The sequence below is a fragment of the Dyella halodurans genome (genome assembly GCF_026283925.1).
GTDB lineage: Bacteria > Pseudomonadota > Gammaproteobacteria > Xanthomonadales > Rhodanobacteraceae > Dyella > Dyella halodurans.
The window spans coordinates 368855-386612 of the sequence record NZ_JAPDPF010000003.1; the positions used below are offsets into that span (position 1 = coordinate 368855).

The window sequence follows — 17758 nt, forward strand, 5'->3', positions numbered from 1 at the left end:
GGTTAACGCTTAAAGCTACGACTTAGAACTTGACCGTCACGCGAGCCCAGAAATAGCGGCCCATCAGGTCGAAGTCGCTCGGGTCGGTGTTGGCGTTGAGCGTGTTGTTGCCGTACAGCAGCGGCGGCTGCTTGTCGAACAGGTTGTTCACGCCGAAGTCCACGCGCGTATTGATCGGTGCGATGTTGTAGCCGAGCGATACGTCGTTATACATCGTCGAGCCGTAGTGCAGGATCGTACCCGACTGACCATCCGGGAACGTGTCGTAGATCGAACCTGCGGCACCGCCGTTGCTGAAGCCGCTGATCCAACGCATACGCCACTGGGCGCTCCAGCCACCCTGCTGCCAATCCACGTAACCCTGTGCACGCCAGCGCGGGAACAAGCAGACGCCGGCATTGTCCGGGCACGCAGCGGACTGCGCGGAACCGTACGGCAGGAAGCGACCGGCGTTCTGGTACGTGACATTGCCTGCCACGCCCGGTGCGGTTTCCTGGGTGTAGTACTTCAGGTAGGTCGCGTTGACGCCCACGTTGAACTGGCCGAACGAGAACTGCGGCAGCTTGTAGTTGGCCGACCAGTCGATACCGCTCGAGCTCAGGCTGCCCAGGTTACCCGTCGGCTCCACCGTGGAAGCCAGCAGCTGACCGGCGTTCGTACCGCCAGCCTGACGCTGGATGTACTGGCAGTACTGGGTCGAACCGGCAGCGCAGAGGTTCAACAGGCTCTGCAGGCCCACCGTGGTGATGGTGTCATTGAGGTTAACGCGCCAGACGTCGAACGTGGTGGACAGACCCGGCACATACGAGGGGCTGTACACGAAGCCGAAGTCATACGACTTGCCGTGCTCCGGCTTGACCGGGAAGCCGGCCACGCGGGAACCCTGCACGACGGTCGTGGCCTGGTTGTTGTTGACGATCAGTTCGTTCTGGAACGAGCCGTCGGTCGGGACGTTCTTACAAGCCAGGGCCAGCGGCGAACCAGCCGGCGCACCGGTGTAACCGGTACACGGATCGGAATGGATCAGCGGAGCATCCGAACCCGAGAAGTACAGCTCACTGATGGACGGCGCACGGAACACGTCTTCCATCGTACCGCGCAGCAGCAAGTCGTCGAACGGCTTCCATTCCAGGGCGAACTTGAAGTTGTTCGTGCTACCGAAGGTCTGGATCTTCGAATAGCGGCTGCCAATGGTCAGGTTAAGCGACTGCACGCCCGGCAGGCCGGCGAGGACCGGAATGAACGTTTCGGCGTAGATGTCCTTGGTGTTGTAACCACCCTGCACGGCGCTGAGGCACTGGCTACCCAGCGTACAGCTACCGGTGGTCGGATCGATCACCAGCTGCGGTGCGGGAACAGTGTGCTCGTACTCGGTGCGGTACTCGGCACCGACGGCCAGCTGCACGCCACCGGCCGGCAGCGTGAACACTTCACCGTTGATGCCCGCGTGCCAGGTCTTCTCAATCGAGTAGGAATTGGAAGGGGCAACCACGTCAGCCGCCTTGATCGCGGCGACCGAGCCTGGCGTGTTGATGTCGAATGGGTTGAACTGGCACTGCACCACGCTGACGCAATTGGGGCTGGTTGCAAGACCGTCCGCACCAATCGTGGAGGAGCCCGTGTACAGCTTGGACTGATCAACCAGGCCAGCCGTCGTGGTGACGATGCTTTCGTGGCCGTAGTTGATGCCAGCATCCCAGTTCCAGTTCTTGTCCCAAACCGTGAAATCACCGCGGAAGCCGGTGTTGATCTGGGCGTCGTTCCTGCCGGTGAAGGCCTGGCGGAAGCCGTTCGAGGTCAGGCGCGATGCGAACAGGTTGCCGCCCGAACCGAACTGCACGCCGAACGGGTTGAACGCGTTGTCCTTCGCAATCACTGCACCCGTCGAAGCCGTACCGTACACCGCCGGTGCCAACTGGAAGTTGGACGAGGTCTTCTGGTAGATGGCGTCAACGTAAGCCGTGACATGATCACCAAGGTGGTAGTCACCATTGATGAAGCCGCCGGTACGCTCCTGCGGGGTCATGATCAGGTTGACGGCCGCATAGTTGTAGCGATCGGCATGGGTGAAGCAATGGTAGTTGGTGGTGTTGACCACCTGGCTGTTACCACCAGGGCTCAGCGCGACCTGGGTGCAGCCGAATTCGCCAGCGAGGCCGGAGGCAGCAATGCCCTTGGCCGGATTCGCAAGCGTGCCCGGGAGCTGGATACGGCCCACCGGCGAGGACGACGAGCCGCCGAAGAACGGACCGCTGGTCGAAAGGCTGATCACGTTCTTCGAGAACGCGCGATTGGCCGCCAGGACGCCGTCCTGCTTGTTGTAGTTCAGGCCGGCCATGATGCTTCCCTTGTCGGACGTCTGTCCGAAAGTGAAGGTATAACCGCTCTGGTCGCCGTCGTTACGGTCAGACTGACCGACGTTGGCGGAGAACGTGGCACCCTGGTAGTTCTTGCGCAGGATGAAGTTCACCACGCCGCCGATGGCGTCCGAACCGTAGGTCGCCGAGGCGCCGGTCGGCAGCACTTCGATGCGCTCGATCGCGTCCGCCGGAATGGCGTTCGGATCCTTGCTGAGCAGGCGCTGGCCGTCGACCAGGATCAACGTGCGCTTCGAACCGAGGCCGCGCAGGTTGATGGACGAACCGCCGGTACCACCGCCGTTATTAACCTGCGGGTTGACGTTGCCGCCGGTCATGGCCGGCAGCTGCTGCACCAGGTCGCCAAGCGTCTGCTTGCCGGTAGCCTGGATCTGGGCGCGGTCAATGGTCACAACCGGGCTGGACGTCTCGACGTCGACGCGGCGGATCAGCGAACCGGTCACGGTGACCGTTTCGAGCGTCTTGCTCTTGGTCGGCGCCGGAGCTTCGCTGGTGGTCTGCGCGTCCTGCGCGAAAGCGGCAGTGCCGTAGGTGCTAGCAGCAAGCACACCCAGCGACAGAGCCAGGCGCACCGACGTGCACAGTTTATTTTCCCCGAACTTCATTGAGACACCCTCCCGTTATTTATTTATGACTGGATTTGGAAAAAATCCCCGCTCCAAACCTGCGCCCTACTCACCCATCGCAGGGAGATCTTGTAGTCAAAGCGCTACGCATTTTATTGCGCTCTGCTTACGAATAGTCAACAAAATTTATACATTGTGCAACGGTATTTTCCCACGCATAATCGCAAAGCTTTGCGACTTGCGCCGACTCTCCTGACCGGGCAAGGCCGGCACTGCGCGCTGCACCGCGGGGGCCGCGATCGGGCCGCCGCGCTCGCAAAGGAATGGATCGAGCGCTGGCAGCGCCCGCAGCGTGAACTCAGAACGAGCCCCATGCTGTTGATTTACAATGATTTAACGAGGACATCCCCACACACTCCCGAGCACGGCCTCGTGCACACCGGAAAGGGCGACGTAGCCGCTTCACTGCATCAATACCGATGCGTATGCGGCACCCAATAAATTGCGTTGCCGTACCGACATGGCTCATTTCGGTTTTTGATTCCTTCAGGTTTCGGGGGCGGATTCCAGGCCCGAGATGGCCTCCACCAGCCATCTCGATGGCCAGCGCAGGGTAAAAATGGCCTTGGCCCGCCTATCCGAGGCTCGGGATAGCCACGGCCAGGGCGCATCGCGCTCCGCAACGGGACCAAGACTCGCGGCCGCGATTCATCGCCCAACGCGGCCCGCGCAACTGGACGCCAGTGGGGTCCTGGGAATGTTTGGTGGCGTGCTCGCGGACGGTCCAGGTGCACACCGGCGTCCCCGCCCGACCTCGCCTGCCGCTACCCCTCAATGCCGACTGTCCCGCGAGCGGCTGCAACGGCAACGCATATCTATGGGGAACATGAAAAAGGGCCGCGTGAATTATCCACGCGGCCCTTCGAGGTTGACGCTACCGCTGTCGAGTTAGAACTTGACCGTTACGCGAGCGTAGTAATAACGCCCCATCAGGTCGAAGTCGCTCGGGTCGGTGTTGGCATTGAGCGTGTTGTTCGCGTACAGAATCGGCGGCTGCTTGTCGAAGATGTTGTTGACGCCGAAGTCGACACGCGTATTGATCGGCGCGATGTTGTAGCCGATCGACGCATCGTTATACATCGTCGAGCCGTAGTGCAGGATCGTGCCCGAGACGAAGTTCGGCTGCGTGTCGTACTGGGAGCCCGCGGCACCGCCGTTGGAGAACTTGCCGATCCAACGCATGCGCCACTGGGCGCTCCAGCCGTATTGCTGCCAATCCACGAAGCCCTGTGCACGCCAGCGCGGGAACAGGCAGACGCCCGTATTGTCGGGACAGGCGGCGGCTTGAGCCGAACCAAATGGCAGGAAGCGACCGGCATTCTGGTACGTGATATTGCCGGCAACGCCCGGTGCGGTCTCCTGCGTGTAGTACTTCAGGTAGGTGGCATTGACACCGACATTGAACTGGCCGAACGAGAATTGCGGCAGCTTGTAGTTCGCCTGCCAGTCGATGCCGGACGTGGCTAGGCTACCCAGGTTGCCCACCGGCTCCACCGTGGACTGCAACAGCTGACCCGCATTCGGGCCGCTGGGCGTACGGTGGATGTACTGGCAATAGATGGTCTGACCGGCCGCGCACAGGTTGAGCAGGCTTTGCAGGCCCACGTTGACGATCGTATCCCTCAGCTGCACCCGCCAGACGTCCAACGTGGTAGACAGACCCGCCACATACGATGGGCTGTACACCAGGCCGAAGTCATACGAGGTGCCGTGTTCCGGCTTGACCGGGAAGCCGGCCACGCGGGCGCCCTGGATGACGGTGGAAGCCTGTGTCTGCGACGCCACGGAGCTGTTGACGAACGTGCCATTGGGGGGCACGTACTGGCAGGCCAGCGCCAGCGGCGAACCTGCCGGAGCGCCGGTGAAACCCGTACACGGGTCGGTATGGATGAAGGGGGCATCAGAAGCCGAGGTGTACAGCTCGGTGAGGTTGGGCGCGCGGAAGACGTCTTCCATCGTGCCACGCACCAACAGGTCGTCGATCGGCTTCCATTCGAGCGCGAACTTGAAGTTGTTGGTGCTGCCGAAGGTCTGGATCTTCGAGTAGCGGCTACCAATGGTCAGGTTAAGCGACTGCACGCCCGTCATGCCGGCGAGGATCGGGATGAACGTTTCGGCGTAGATTTCCTTGGTGTTATAGCCACCTTGCACGGCGCTGAGGCACTGGCTGCCCAGGGCACAGGTGCCGGTGGTGGGATCGATGACCAGCTGCGGCGCGGGAATGGTGCGCTGGTACTCGGTGCGGTACTCCGCGCCCACGGCCAGCTGCACCGCGCCGGCGGGCAGGTTCACCACTTCGCCGTTGAGGCCCGCGTGCCAGGTCTTTTCAATGGTATAGGAATTGGACGGGGCCACCACGTCCGCTCCCTTGATCGCCGCTATCGAGCCTGGAGTATTGATGTCGAACGGATTGAACTGACAGGCCGCCACCGTCGGACAGGTACCACCATTGGTCGCCACCGCAAGGCCATCCGCACCAATCGCGGACGGTCCCGTATACAACAGGCTCTGGTCGACCAGGCCACCGGTGGTCGTCACGATGCTCTCATGGCCGTAGTTGAGGCCGACGTCCCAGTTCCAGTTCTTCTCCCAGACGGTGAAATCGCCCTTGAAGCCGGCATTGATCTGGGCGTCGTTCCTGCCGCTCGCCGCCGTACGGAAGCCGTTCGAGGTCAGGCGTGAACGGAACTGGTTGCCGGAGGTCCCAAAGGTCACGCCGAATGGGTTGAAGGCATTGCCGGCATTGATGTTCGCGCCAGTCGTGTCCGTGCCATAGACCGCCGGTGCCAACTGGAAGTTGGACGAAGTCTTGGTGTAGATGGCATCCACGTAGGCGGTCACGTGGTCAGCGAGGTGGTAGTCACCAAAGATGTAGCCGCTGGTACGCTCCTGCGGGGTCATGATCAGGTTGACCGACGCATAGTTGTACTTGTCGGCATTGCCGTAGCAGTGATAGTTCGCCGAGTTGACGACCTGGCTGTTACCGCCCTTGGTCAGCGATACGTGCGAGCAGTTGAACTGCGCTGCCAGACTTCCCGGCGCAAACGTGCCGTCCGGGTTAATGCCCGGCAACTGGATATAGCCCACCGGCGTGGACGACGAACCACCGACAATGACGTCGTTACCTATCAGGGACAGCGCATTCTTGGAGAAGTCGCGATTGGCCGCCAAGACCGGGTCCTGCTTGTTGTAGCTGATGCCGGCCATGATGTTTCCCTTGTCGGACGTCTGCCCGAAAGTGAAGCTATAGCCGGTCTGGTCGCCGTCATTGCGGTCGGATTGACCCACGTTGGCGGTGAACGTCGCCCCCTGGTAGTTCTTGCGCAGGATGAAGTTGACCACGCCACCGATGGCATCCGAACCATAGGTCGCCGAAGCGCCGGTCGGCAGCACTTCGATGCGCTCGATCGCATCGACCGGAATGGCGTTCGGATCCTTGCTGAGCAGGCGCTGGCCGTTGACCAGGATCAGGGTGCGGCGTGAGCCCAGGCCGCGCAGGTTGATGCTCGAACCGCCGGTACCGCCACCGTTGTTGGTCTGTGGGTTGACGTTGCCGCCGGTCATCGCCGGCAACTGCTGCACCAGGTCGCCCAGGGTCTGCTTGCCGCTAGCCAGGATCTGGGAGCGGTCGATCGTCACGACCGGGCTGGACGTCTCGACGTCGACGCGGCGAATCAGCGAACCCGTCACCGTGACCGTTTCCAGGGTCTTGCTCTTGGCCTGGTCCGGCGGTGGCGGGGGTGGCGGCGTAGCGGACTGCGCATCCTGCGCGAAAGCTGCGGGGCCATAGACGCTCGCTGCGAGCATTCCGAGAGACAGCGCCAGGCGCACCGACTTACAAAGTTTGTTTTCCCCGAACTTCATGAGACACCCTCCCGTTATTAGTGTGACTGGATTTGGGAAAAGTCCCCGCCCCAAACCCGCGCCAAATTCACCCGAACAATAGGGATAAGCCAGAGGCCTAAGCGCCCGGCATTTATCACGCTTTACTTACAGATAGTCAATAAAATCTATACAGCAAGAAATAATCGCTGGAATTAAATGTGAACGAATAAAATATCGATTATGTGTAGGTTATGTGAATTACATTTTCGGATTATATTTCGTGAATCTTCACGCACTCTTCATTAATTCGTAATTAATTTCGATGTGACTTGATTTGTTAATCCGGCAGGCGCAGAGGTTCCGTCCGCTATCCGCAGACAATCATGGGTTTGCAGTGAATCCACGGTGAAAAAACGGTGACGCCTGGCCGGGCGCCTTATGGCGCCCGACCCGCTTTCTTTATTTATGCGTGACCGCCACTCAGTCGAAGCCGGCGTCGTCCTCAAAGCGCAAATGCTTCACGCTGCGTCCATTGCGACGGACCAGCTTCAAGGCCTCGATACCGATGCGAATATGCCGCTCGACAAATTGCGTCGTGACGCCACGGTCGCTGGCCTCGGTTTTAATACCCTCGGGTATCATCGGCTGATCCGAGACCAATAACAGGGCGCCACACGGAATCTTGTTGGCGAAGCCGGCTGCAAAAATGGTGGCCGTTTCCATATCCACGGCCATGCAGCGGGTGCGCCGCAGATACTCCTTGAAACCCTCATCGTGTTCCCAGACCCGACGGTTGGTGGTGTACACCGTGCCCGTCCAGTAGTCGTGGCCGAGGTCGCGAATGGTGGTCGAGACGCCGCGCTGCAGCTGGAAGGCTGGCAGGGCGGGGACTTCCGGCAACAGATAGTCGTTGGAGGTGCCTTCGCCGCGAATGGCGGCAATCGGCAGCACCAGGTCGCCAATGGCATTCTTCTTCTTGACGCCACCGCATTTGCCGAGGAACAACGCCGCCTTGGGCCGGATGGCGCTGAGCAGGTCCATCACCGTGGCGGCGTTGGGGCTGCCCATGCCGAAGTTGATCAGCGTGATGCCGTCGGCCGTGGCATTGGGCATGGGTCGATCGCGACCCTGCACGTCCACCCCGTGCCATTGCGCAAACTGTTCCACGTAATGACCAAAATTGGTCAGCAGGATGTGCTGGCCGAACTGCTCCAGTGGCGTGCCGGTATAGCGCGGCAACCAGTTGGAGACGATTTCCTGTTTGTCCTTCATAAGACCCCATGAGGTCGGCGCAGCCTTGGCTCTGCTGCGCGTTACCGGCGACGCCACGCCGGCAAGATGCCAGATCGGTGCGCGCATCTTACCCGCGGGCACCGGCAATCGGGACTGAATTCCCCCAGCGTCAGGTCCGTCATCGAAGTGACCCGCACACTCGCGTAGTCGGCATCGTCGATGCCGCGCTCATGCTGCACTGCGTGAAACCGGCGAAAAGCGCCGCGGTCGTTAAAGTGCGTGCTTCCAGCGCCGATACGTATCGACAGCCGCGACGGCTGCCGCAGCGCTTTGCGTTCCAGCTCCTGGCCACCCTGAAAGCGCACAGCAGATCATCACCCATTCGTCGGGGTCGGCAGTCCTCACGGCGCATGCTATGTTGGCCGTGCCGTTCACTGGGGGGTGAGATGATGCGGATGGGGTTAGCCATCGATGCGTCCTGCGATATACCGCAGGCGTTTCTTCAGAAACACAATATCGCGGTGATGCCCATCGCCGTGCGCGTCGATGACGAGGTCTTCCTCGACAATCGCAGCCAAGTCGAACTGCATCGATTCCTCGATCGCAATCTTGGCAGTCGCAGCCATTCGGCCGAGACCGAGCCCTGCTCCGTCGAGGAAGTACAAAAGCTGTTTCTCGAGAAACTGGTGCTGGAGCAGGACTGCGTGTTCTGCCTCACCATCACCGCCACGCGCAGCCCGATCAACGAACACGTGATCAAGGCAAGCTTCGCGGTGCTCAAGAACTATCGCGCGGTGCGCGAGAAAAACGGCATCACCGGCCCCTTCCTGATGCGCGTCATCGACACGCGCAATCTGTTCGCGGGTTCGGCACCGGCCATCGTCGAGGCCATCCGGCTGATCGAGGCCGGCGAGACACCAGCCGCCATCCGCGAGCGCCTGACCTATATCGCCAACAATTCCTACGGCTACATGCTGCCGCGCGACCTCTACTACCTGCGCGCACGCGCGAAGAAAAAGGGTGATCGCAGCGTGGGCCTGTTCAGCGCCATGCTTGGCTCGGCCCTGGACATCAAGCCGTTGCTGCGCGGCTATCGCGGCGATACCGGCCCGGTCGGCAAGGTCCGCGGCTTCGATCATGGTGCCGAGACCTTGTTCAACTACGCGGCCGAACGCGTGCGCGCGGGCTTGCTGGTACCGGTGGTCTGCGTCAGCTACGGCGGCGACCTGGCGGAACTCGCCAAGCTGCCGGGCTATGCCAAACTGCGCACAGCCTGCGAAGAATGCAGCGTGGAGTTGATGGAAGCCCCCATGAGCATCACCGGCATGGTCAACGTAGGCGAGGGCGCCGTGACCCTGGGTTTTGCCGCCGAGGAACACGTCGCCGAATTCTAAGAGCAGGCTCCCGCATGATCCGTCTGTTGGTCCTGGTGATCCTCGCCTGCGCTGGCCTGCCGGCCGTCGCCGGCACGGCCTACAAGTGCACTACGGCCGACGGCCGGGCGATCTATCAGGACAAGCCCTGTCCCGGGACCCAGCACCAGCAGACCTTGCAGTTGGATGATTCCAAGCCTGTGCTGCGTCCGGCGCCAACGCCAGCCCCCGCGGCCACCGTCGCGGCGCAACCGTCACCGCCACCCGAGCCAGTCGAACCACTGCCTCCCCTGCCGCTGATGTACACCTGCATCAGCGCCACGGATGGCAAGACCTATCTCAGCGACAACGGTGACCCGCAACCCTACCAGGTGCCCTACGGCATCCTCGGCGCCGGCTCACTGCCACTGTCGCAGGTCTATGGACCGCCCAACAGCGCCGGTGCATCCGCACCCGAACTCAATCGTGGCCGTATCCGGCCGGGGCTGATCGCCAACTACTACGTATGGGTCCAGGACCAGTGCCGCGAACTGACGCCACAGGAAACCTGCCACGCGTTGCGCGAAGCACTGGATGCCACCGAGACCAAGCTCAGGCGCGCATTCAAGAGCGATCAACCACCGCTGGAAAAACGCGAGCGGGAATTGCGCGAGCAGTTACGCGGCTGCTGAGGAGCACACGTTGCGCATTTTTTGCGCAATGTCATGCAAGTCACTGCCACACAAAGCGCTTGCGCACTTTTCCACAGGCTTGCTCCCAGCCTTTCCCCAAACCCTGTGGAAAACCGCGCGGCGCGTGACGCCAGACTGAGCAGGATGATGAAATCGTCGCACTGACAGGCACTTGCCGTGCCTATCCACAGGCTTGTCCGGTGACTGTCCACACCTGCTGTGGATAAGCCTGCAATCAAAAGCCGTAGTTGAGGAAGCCGCCATCGACCGCGAGCACCTGGCCGGTGATGTAGCTCGCCGCCGGCAGACACAGGAAGGCGATCGCCGCGGCCACTTCCTCTGGTTCGCCGATGCGGCGCAGTGGCGTGCGGTCCAGCACTTCGTCCAGATACTCATCGTTCGCCAGGGCCGGCTCCGAACGCTGCGTGCGGATGTACCACGGCGCCACCGCGTTCACGCGGATGCCATCGGAGGCCCACTCCACCGCCAGGTTGCGCGTGAGCTGATGCAAGGCCGCCTTGCTCATGCCATAAGGCGATCCCGTGCGCACGTGGGTCACGCCGGAGACCGATCCCACATTGACGATGGCCGCGTTCGCATGCTGCACGAGCTGCGGATGGGCCAGCCGACACATCTCGAAGGCGGAGAACACGTTCTGCTCGAAGATGGCGTGGTATTCGTCCTCGCGATAGGACAGCGTCGACGCGGGCTGGTTGCCGCCGGCGTTATTGACCAGCAACGACAGCGGCGCGCCGAGATCGGCCACCCAATCGAATACTGCCAGCCGCTCTTCCTGTTCGCTCAGATCCGCACCGAAGGCCAGCACCTCGATGCCGGGATAATCGTCGACCAACTCCACGCGTACCTGTTCGAGGTAGTCGACATCGCGCGCAACCAGCAGGAGGTTGGCACCAAGGCCGGCCAGTTCGCGCGCGGCGGCGTAGCCGATGCCCTTGCTGGCACCGGTGATCAATGCGGTATGGCCCTGCAGCTGCCAGGCGTCGATGCGACTATTCATGCGCAGAGCTTAGAACCTGCCCCAGCCTTCCGCCAACCGGACGGGCGCTTGCCGCCCGTATCGTCAGGCGCAACACTGCGCTGGACCCCAACGAGGATCGTCCATGAAATGGCTCGCCCCGATGTTCTGCCTGTGTGCCCTCGCCGCCTGCTCCGGCAAGCCGCCTGCGCCGGAATCCCAGCCGGCGGCTGCCAGCACGGCACGCGTCGCCACGCCATGGGACAACATGAAGAAGGACGAACAACGCGCCCGCGACGTGCAGAAGGCAGCCGACCAGCAGGCCGAAAAGCAGCGCCAGGCGATGGAAGCGGCCCAGCAATAGCCGCCCCGCATGGCCATGCCATAAGAGCCTGTTCACGCTCTAAGGGGGACTTGGCAAATCGACGTCCAAACGGGCATTGTTCCCGGCATGAACGCCCCTTTCCCCGATGACCTGGGCTGCGTGCCCCTGTTGGAGATCGACGACGCCAGCGTGATGCGCGGCGATCGTCTTATCCTCGATCGCTTCAGCCTGCGCATCAACGCGGGCGAGCACACCGCCATCCTCGGCGCCAACGGTGCCGGCAAGTCCACCCTGGTGCGGCTGATCACGCGCGAGATCTATCCACTGGCACGCGGCGACGGGCGTGCCTCCCTGCGCGTGTTCAATCGCGATCGTTGGCATGTATCCGAGTTGCGCGGACTTCTGGGCATCGTCTCGCCTTCATTGCAGGACGACTGCACCAGCGACGCTGCACTGGAGGTCTCCGAAGCGGTGCTATCGAGTTTCTTCGCCGCGCGGCGCCTGGGACTCGATCATCGCGTCACCGAGTCCATGCGCGAGCGCGCCAACGCAGCCTTGGTCCACGCAGGCGCGGAACATCTGCGTGGACGCAGCATGGCCAGCTTGTCGACCGGTGAAGCACGGCGCGTGCTGATTGCACGCGCCCTGGTGCACCGCCCGCGCGCGCTGCTGCTCGATGAGCCCTGTGCCGGCCTCGATATCGCCAGCCGTCGACGCTTCCTGGAAAGCCTGCGCCACCTGGCGCGCAGCGGCACGACGCTCCTGCTGGTCACGCATCACATCGAGGAGATCCTGCCGGAGATCACCCAGGTTGCGCTATTGCGTGATGGCCGTGTGGTACAGCACGGCGACAAGGCCGAGGTGCTTACCGATGCCGCCTTGTCCAAAACGTTTGGCATGCCGGTACGCGTGCAGCGGCTGGGCGACTACTACAGCGCAGCAATCGAGTAGCACAGCGCAGGAATGGAAAGCCCCGCTTCGGGCGGGGCTTTCCAACAGTTGCATGCCGTGCAAGAACTCAGCGTGGCGAGCAGAAGCAATAGGCGTAGACGTTGGGATGGCCGGCCTTGGCGTTGCGCAACAACTTCAGTTCCGGCGCCATCGTGTCGATCTGCGCAACCCATGCCGGCAGGTGCAGGCCATAGGCCTGTGCAGTCTGCACCATCACGTTGTCGTTGAGCCCCACCAGGAATTGCTCGAAGCCACCGAGCGGCTCTTCCACGTAGCGCACGGCGTAGCTCTTGCCCAGCTTCGCGCGGGAGGCCGCGTCAGCCACCGCCTCGCCCAGGCCGCCCAGCTGATCGACCAGGCCACGGTCGAGCGCCTGCTGCCCGGTCCACACGCGACCCTGCGCGATGGTGTCGACGGCGTCGTACTGCTTCCCACGCGCCTTCGCTACCTGGCCGACGAAATCGCGGTAGCCCTTTTCGATGATCGCCTGAATTACCCCACCAGCCTTGGGATCCAGCGGACGCGTGATGTCGAAGCCACCGGCCAGCGGGCTGGTGCTGACGCCATCACTGCGGACACCAAGCTTGTCCAGCGTGCCCGGCACGGTGAGCACCATGCCGAAGATGCCGATCGAGCCGGTGATCGTATTGGGCTGCGCATAAATGCGGTCGGCATTCATGGAGATCCAGTAGCCGCCGCTGGCGGCGACATTGCCCATCGACACCACCACGGGAATGCCGGCAGCGCGCGTCAGCGCGACTTCGCGACGAATCTGCTCCGCCGCATACACCTCGCCACCCGGCGAATTGACGCGCAGCACCAGGGCCTTGGTGCGCTTGTCCTGGCGCGCATCGCGGATCAGCTTGGCGGTGGATTCACCGCCGACGGATCCCTGCGGCTGCTTGCCGCCGGAAATCTCACCCTCGGCCACCACCACGGATACGCCCGGGGTGAACGTGTCATCGTCGCTAGGCAGGTTGCTGGAGTAACGCTGGAACGATACCTGGCGGAAACCCTCGCCCTTCTTGCCGGCAGGCACGCCTTCCTTGCGCATCATGTCTTCCAGCTCGGCCGGCGTGGCCACGCCATCGACCAGATGCTGGGCTAGCGCAAGCTGACCGAGATCACCACGCGAAGTGGCGATCTGCTCAGGCAGGCCATTGATGTCGGCGCGCAAGGTGGCGGGGTCGAGCTTGCGCAGCTTCGCCACTTCGTTGATGTAGGTATCCCACAAGCCGCCCATCCAGAAGCTGTCCGCTTCCTTTGCTTCGGGCGAGGCATGGTCGAGGATGTACGGCTCGGCTGCGCTCTTGAACTGGCCCACGCGGAACAGGTGCACGTCGACGCCGAGCTTGTCGAGCAGGTTCTTGTAGAACAGCCGATAGTTGGCGAGGCCGGTAATCATCACGCCGCCCTGCGGATCGACCAGCACGCGATCGGCATGTGCGGCAAGGTAGTACTGGCCCTGGTCGAGATCCGCGGCCCATACGATCACCGGCTTGCCGGCAGCGCGAAAACGATCAAGCGCGGCGCCGACTTCGCGCAGTGCGGCGAAACCACCGCCCTGCATGTCACCGGGCTCGAGCAGGATGCGCGTGATGCGCGTGTCCTTGGCCGCCGCGTCGATGGCGCCGACCAGATCACGCAGCTGCACCTGCTTGGGCGCGTTGCCCGACAGCGTCTGCACTGCGCGCTGCAGCGGATCAAGGCTGTATTGCTCGACCAGTTCGCCTTGCGGCTTGATCACCAGCACGCTGTCGTTCTGGACCACGCGATCGGCACGGCTGCTGATGAAGCCGGCGACCAGCACCAGCAGCAACAGGAACAGCACGAAGAAAAAGACCAGGTTGAGGATGACCAGCCTGACCACGTTGATGCCGCGCCCAAAGACGCAGAGAAAGGCCCAAAAGCCGTTGGGGCGACGCTCCGTCATGCGAAGTTCCTCAAAATGTCCGCAACAGCGTAGCCGTTCGCGCGGTGAAGGTCATGTGGTGCTGATGACCCATGGGATGGACGCCGGCTCCTTCTCCCCACTGAGCGATTCGCAAATACCCCCGACACCGCATCGACGGGTCATATCACCCGCCTGTTTTCATGGCCACCACGCCGCCGACGCCTTAAGCCCTCTCCGCCTTGGCGCGTTGCGGTGTAGCCGCTGTGTGTCGGCCGTGGGCCGCCACCGATCTGGCTGGCCTTGCCCGTCAGGCTCGCATCCCACGGAATGCTATGAGCCCTTCAGGCCGTTTTCTTTGGGTTACTTTTCTTTTGGGCCAGCAAAAGAAAAGTGACCCGGTCCGCGGCAGCGGTTCGGAACGCCCGCTGCGTAAGCGGCACCCTTGCAGCCACGCTCAGTTGTAGCGCTGTCGCGAGCACCCGCCCCTCATCCCAACCTTCTCCCCGCAGGGGAGAAGGGGCCAAAGCGCGGCGGGACCGCCCAAAACGCTCAGCGCCGCCGCCAGCTCCCATGAAACGCGTTGCGCCAGAAGCGCGCGAACAGCAACACGGCGGCCATGCTGAGGCCGGCGATCAGGCCCATCCACATGCCGCGTGCACCCATGCCGAGGTGGAATGCGAGCCACCAGCCCACCGGCATGCCCACGACCCAGTAGGCGAACAAGGTGATGACCATCGGCACGCGCGTGTCCTTGAGCCCGCGCAAGGCACCATTGGAGGTGACCTGGATGCCATCCGAGAACTGGAACAGGCCCGCCAGCACCATCAGCTGCGCGGCAAGCGCAATCACCGCCGTGTCATGCGTGTACAGGCGCGCGAGCAGGTGCGGCATGCCCAGCATCACGCTGGAGGATACCGACTGCACGCATAGCGCCAGGGCGATACCGCAGAAACCGGCGTAGCGAACGCCCCGCGCATCGTCACGACCCACCGCATTGCCCACGCGCACGGTGATCGCCATCGACAAGCCCAGCGGTACCATGAAGGCCACGGTGGCCACGCTCAGCGCCACCTGGTGGCTGGCCACCACGGTTTCGCCCAGGGTCGCAATCGCCAATGCGACGGCCACGAACAGACCGCCCTCGGCCAGCAAGGTGACCGCCATGGGGCCGCCGATCTTCAGCAGCTCGCCCAGGATCCTGGGGTTGGGCCAGGCCACGCCGGCACGCAGGCCCAGGTCGCGATAAGCCTGATGCTTGGCCACGTAGATGGAGAAGCCGATCATCTCCAGCCACAGCACGATGGCGGTGGCGATGCCGCTACCCAGCGAACCCATCTGCGGCAGGCCAAAGCGGCCATACATCATCACGTAACCCAGCGGTGCCAGCAGCAACAGGCCGCCAAAGCTGAAGTACATCGACGGCCGCGTCATCGACAGGCCCTCGGACAGGCCGCGCAGCGCGAAATAGCTGGTCAAGGCAGGGGCCGCCCAGCTGATCGCGTGCAGGAAGTGCGTCACGTCGGTGCGCAAGGTCGGCACCACGCCGATCCAGTCCAACATCGGCGACGCGTGGCGTACCAGGAACCACAGCACGATGCCCATGCCCCAGGCCAGCCACAGGGCCTGCACGAAGACGGCGCCTACTTCATGGCGACGGCCGGCGCCATCCAGCTGCGCCACCGAGGGCGGCACGGCCATCATCATGCCCATGCCGCTGACGAGCGCGAGCGCCCAGATGCTGACCGCCGTAGTGACGGCAGCCTGCACGTGCGCGCTCAAATGGCCGGCGAGCACGGCATCCACAAAATTGGGGCCCACCGCGGCCAGCTGGGCAGCGATCAGAGGCAGGGCGAGACGCACCGTGGCGCCGACCTCGTGCGCCACCCTGGCGCGATCGGGGCGAAAAGACTTCATGAAAGGGGACTCCTGGGGCGTGGAGTCTACAGGAGCCACCGACCAGGCCGGCACCCCGCTTGGCCGTAGGTGCCTGGCGTCACCCGCTTGTGCCAAGATCGCTCGCTTGTTGAACTCGGGGAAGACACATGAAGAAGGAACTGGTGTCGTTCGAGGGCGTGCACTGCACCAACTGCGGCACGCCCATGCAGGGTGAGTTCTGCCACGAATGCGGGCAATCGATCCACGGCGTGCTCAGGCCCATGCACCACATGGTCGAGGACACGCTGGAAATGATCCTGCACGTGGATGGCCGCGTGGTGCATACGCTGCCGCCGCTGCTGTACCGGCCGGGCTTCCTCACCATGGAGTACTTCTCCGGCCGCCGCCAACGTTACGTGCCGCCGTTTCGCCTGATGTTCGTGCTGTGCCTGCTGGCGTTCTTTCTGTGCCACCTGGCGATGGACAACCTCGGTTTCGTCAAATTCGACACCACGACCAGCGCCGGCACCGCCGAGTTCGCCAAGGACAACACCCCCGAGGCGGTGCGCGCGCACTACGAGCAGCTGCGCCAGGCCGGCGTGAAGGCCGCCGATGGCACCGAGCTGCAGGGCAAGGCATTGAAAAAGGCGTTGTCGGTCGAGCGCGACCACGCCAATCATCGCCTGGCCCAGCTTGGCGCGATGCCGCTGGAAAACCCTGACGCCAAGGGCTGGATCCTGGAATCCCACCAGGTCCACCTGTCCTGGCTGCCCGACGGCATGAACGCCAGCCTCACGCGCTCGCTCGCCCATGCCACGGCCAATGTGAAAAGCATCAGCGCCGGCGGCGAAGAAGGCGCCGAGGCGACCGAACGGGTGCTATCCGGCACCTTCGCCGTGCTGCCGCAGACCATGTTCCTGCTGTTGCCGATGTTCGCCCTGCTGTTGAAGCTGATGTACATCTTCAAGCGCAGGCTCTACATGGAACACCTGATCGTGGCCTTGCACAGCCACGCCTTCATGTTCCTGGCGCTGCTGCTCGGCATGCTGCTGCTCCTGCTGCGCAGCTGGCTGGTACCCCATGCAGCCTGGGTGGGCCTGCCGCTGTCCTTTATCGGCTGGGTGCTGTTCGCCTGGGTGCCTGTCTATCTGCTGATCATGCAGAAGCGCGTCTACCGCCAGGGCTGGTTCATGACCTCGGTGAAATACCTGTTCGCCGGCTGGTGCTATGTGTGGCTGCTCGGCTACGCGCTGGCGTTCGCTGCGCTGTTGGGTTCTACGCGCTGACGCCCCTGCCCATTTTGTGATTTGCATCACAGAAGATTTGCCAAGCGGCGCAGGGTTTGCGGGCGGGCAGAAGGCTTCGCGTATGGGTTTTACACAGCGTCACATGGCTGTCAAGGCAAGTCTCATGCCTATGTCAGTTGTATGAACGCCAGCCGAGCAAAAATTTTAACTGCATGAATTTAAAGACTATTTCATCGTGGTTAAAACTTGCGCAGAGCGTCATGAAGGCCGTTTTCATGCGCGTTACAGCACTCCCTCAACGTCACATCCACAGACTTATCCACAGATGCTGTGGATAAATGGAAAAGACCCCTGCCAAGAGTCACTTAGCCTCGACTCCTAGAT

Annotated in this window: 11 protein-coding genes; 5 read left to right on the top strand and 6 right to left on the bottom strand. The window is 62.6% G+C overall.

Annotated elements, in window-relative coordinates; translation table 11 throughout:
* Positions 1–22 precede the first annotated feature (22 nt).
* The 3 genes from OUZ49_RS08440 to OUZ49_RS08450 form a co-directional block, all read right to left on the bottom strand.
* The gene (locus tag OUZ49_RS08440; RefSeq protein ID WP_266149897.1) at positions 23–2983 is read right to left on the bottom strand and encodes a TonB-dependent receptor domain-containing protein; all 2961 of its coding nucleotides are present in this window, start codon (positions 2981–2983) and stop codon (positions 23–25) included.
* A gap of 909 nt (positions 2984–3892) precedes the next feature.
* On the bottom strand, positions 3893–6868 hold the full coding sequence (locus tag OUZ49_RS08445) for a TonB-dependent receptor domain-containing protein (protein ID WP_266149899.1): 2976 nt from the start codon (positions 6866–6868) through the stop codon (positions 3893–3895).
* 441 nt (positions 6869–7309) lie between these two features.
* Positions 7310–8101 carry an AMP nucleosidase gene (locus OUZ49_RS08450; protein ID WP_266150044.1) on the bottom strand — a complete coding sequence of 264 codons (792 nt, stop codon included), beginning with the start codon at positions 8099–8101 and terminating at the stop codon, positions 7310–7312.
* 410 nt (positions 8102–8511) lie between these two features.
* Between OUZ49_RS08450 and OUZ49_RS08455 the strand changes: the two genes are divergently transcribed.
* Complete coding sequence (locus tag OUZ49_RS08455) at positions 8512–9456, top strand: DegV family protein (protein WP_266149900.1); 945 nt, start codon at positions 8512–8514, stop codon at positions 9454–9456.
* Between the two features lie 14 nt (positions 9457–9470).
* Entirely contained in the window at positions 9471–10106 is a 636-nt protein-coding gene (locus OUZ49_RS08460) for a DUF4124 domain-containing protein (protein WP_266149901.1), read from the top strand.
* 235 nt (positions 10107–10341) lie between these two features.
* On the opposite strand, the gene OUZ49_RS08465 is transcribed toward OUZ49_RS08460, so the two are convergent.
* The gene (locus tag OUZ49_RS08465) at positions 10342–11124 is read right to left on the bottom strand and encodes an SDR family oxidoreductase (RefSeq protein WP_266149902.1); all 783 of its coding nucleotides are present in this window, start codon (positions 11122–11124) and stop codon (positions 10342–10344) included.
* A 103-nt stretch (positions 11125–11227) separates the two neighbouring features.
* On the opposite strand from OUZ49_RS08465, the gene OUZ49_RS08470 reads away from it, so the two are divergent.
* The gene (locus tag OUZ49_RS08470) at positions 11228–11446 is read left to right on the top strand and encodes a hypothetical protein (protein ID WP_266149903.1); all 219 of its coding nucleotides are present in this window, start codon (positions 11228–11230) and stop codon (positions 11444–11446) included.
* An 87-nt stretch (positions 11447–11533) separates the two neighbouring features.
* Positions 11534–12358 carry an ABC transporter ATP-binding protein gene (locus OUZ49_RS08475; RefSeq protein ID WP_266149904.1) on the top strand — a complete coding sequence of 275 codons (825 nt, stop codon included), beginning with the start codon at positions 11534–11536 and terminating at the stop codon, positions 12356–12358.
* Positions 12359–12425: 67 nt separating this feature from the next.
* Here the strand turns inward: OUZ49_RS08475 and sppA are convergent, their stop codons facing one another.
* Together sppA and OUZ49_RS08485 are read right to left on the bottom strand one after the other, a co-directional pair.
* Positions 12426–14291 (bottom strand): signal peptide peptidase SppA, encoded by a 1866-nt coding sequence (gene sppA, locus OUZ49_RS08480; protein WP_266149905.1) that lies wholly within the window; start codon positions 14289–14291, stop codon positions 12426–12428.
* Positions 14292–14801: 510 nt separating this feature from the next.
* On the bottom strand, positions 14802–16166 hold the full coding sequence (locus tag OUZ49_RS08485; RefSeq protein ID WP_266149906.1) for an MATE family efflux transporter: 1365 nt from the start codon (positions 16164–16166) through the stop codon (positions 14802–14804).
* A 128-nt stretch (positions 16167–16294) separates the two neighbouring features.
* Between OUZ49_RS08485 and OUZ49_RS08490 the strand changes: the two genes are divergently transcribed.
* Complete coding sequence (locus OUZ49_RS08490; RefSeq protein WP_266149907.1) at positions 16295–17413, top strand: DUF3667 domain-containing protein; 1119 nt, start codon at positions 16295–16297, stop codon at positions 17411–17413.
* The last annotated feature ends 345 nt before the right edge of the window (positions 17414–17758 follow it).

Coding starts and splice junctions, on each gene's coding strand:
- OUZ49_RS08440 (WP_266149897.1), bottom strand. CDS start 2,983: ATGAAGTTCGGGGAAAATAAACTGTGCACGTCGGTGCGCCTGGCTCTG.
- OUZ49_RS08445 (WP_266149899.1), bottom strand. CDS start 6,868: ATGAAGTTCGGGGAAAACAAACTTTGTAAGTCGGTGCGCCTGGCGCTG.
- OUZ49_RS08450 (WP_266150044.1), bottom strand. CDS start 8,101: ATGAAGGACAAACAGGAAATCGTCTCCAACTGGTTGCCGCGCTATACC.
- OUZ49_RS08455 (WP_266149900.1), top strand. CDS start 8,512: ATGCGGATGGGGTTAGCCATCGATGCGTCCTGCGATATACCGCAGGCG.
- OUZ49_RS08460 (WP_266149901.1), top strand. CDS start 9,471: ATGATCCGTCTGTTGGTCCTGGTGATCCTCGCCTGCGCTGGCCTGCCG.
- OUZ49_RS08465 (WP_266149902.1), bottom strand. CDS start 11,124: ATGAATAGTCGCATCGACGCCTGGCAGCTGCAGGGCCATACCGCATTG.
- OUZ49_RS08470 (WP_266149903.1), top strand. CDS start 11,228: ATGAAATGGCTCGCCCCGATGTTCTGCCTGTGTGCCCTCGCCGCCTGC.
- OUZ49_RS08475 (WP_266149904.1), top strand. CDS start 11,534: ATGAACGCCCCTTTCCCCGATGACCTGGGCTGCGTGCCCCTGTTGGAG.
- sppA (WP_266149905.1), bottom strand. CDS start 14,291: ATGACGGAGCGTCGCCCCAACGGCTTTTGGGCCTTTCTCTGCGTCTTT.
- OUZ49_RS08485 (WP_266149906.1), bottom strand. CDS start 16,166: ATGAAGTCTTTTCGCCCCGATCGCGCCAGGGTGGCGCACGAGGTCGGC.
- OUZ49_RS08490 (WP_266149907.1), top strand. CDS start 16,295: ATGAAGAAGGAACTGGTGTCGTTCGAGGGCGTGCACTGCACCAACTGC.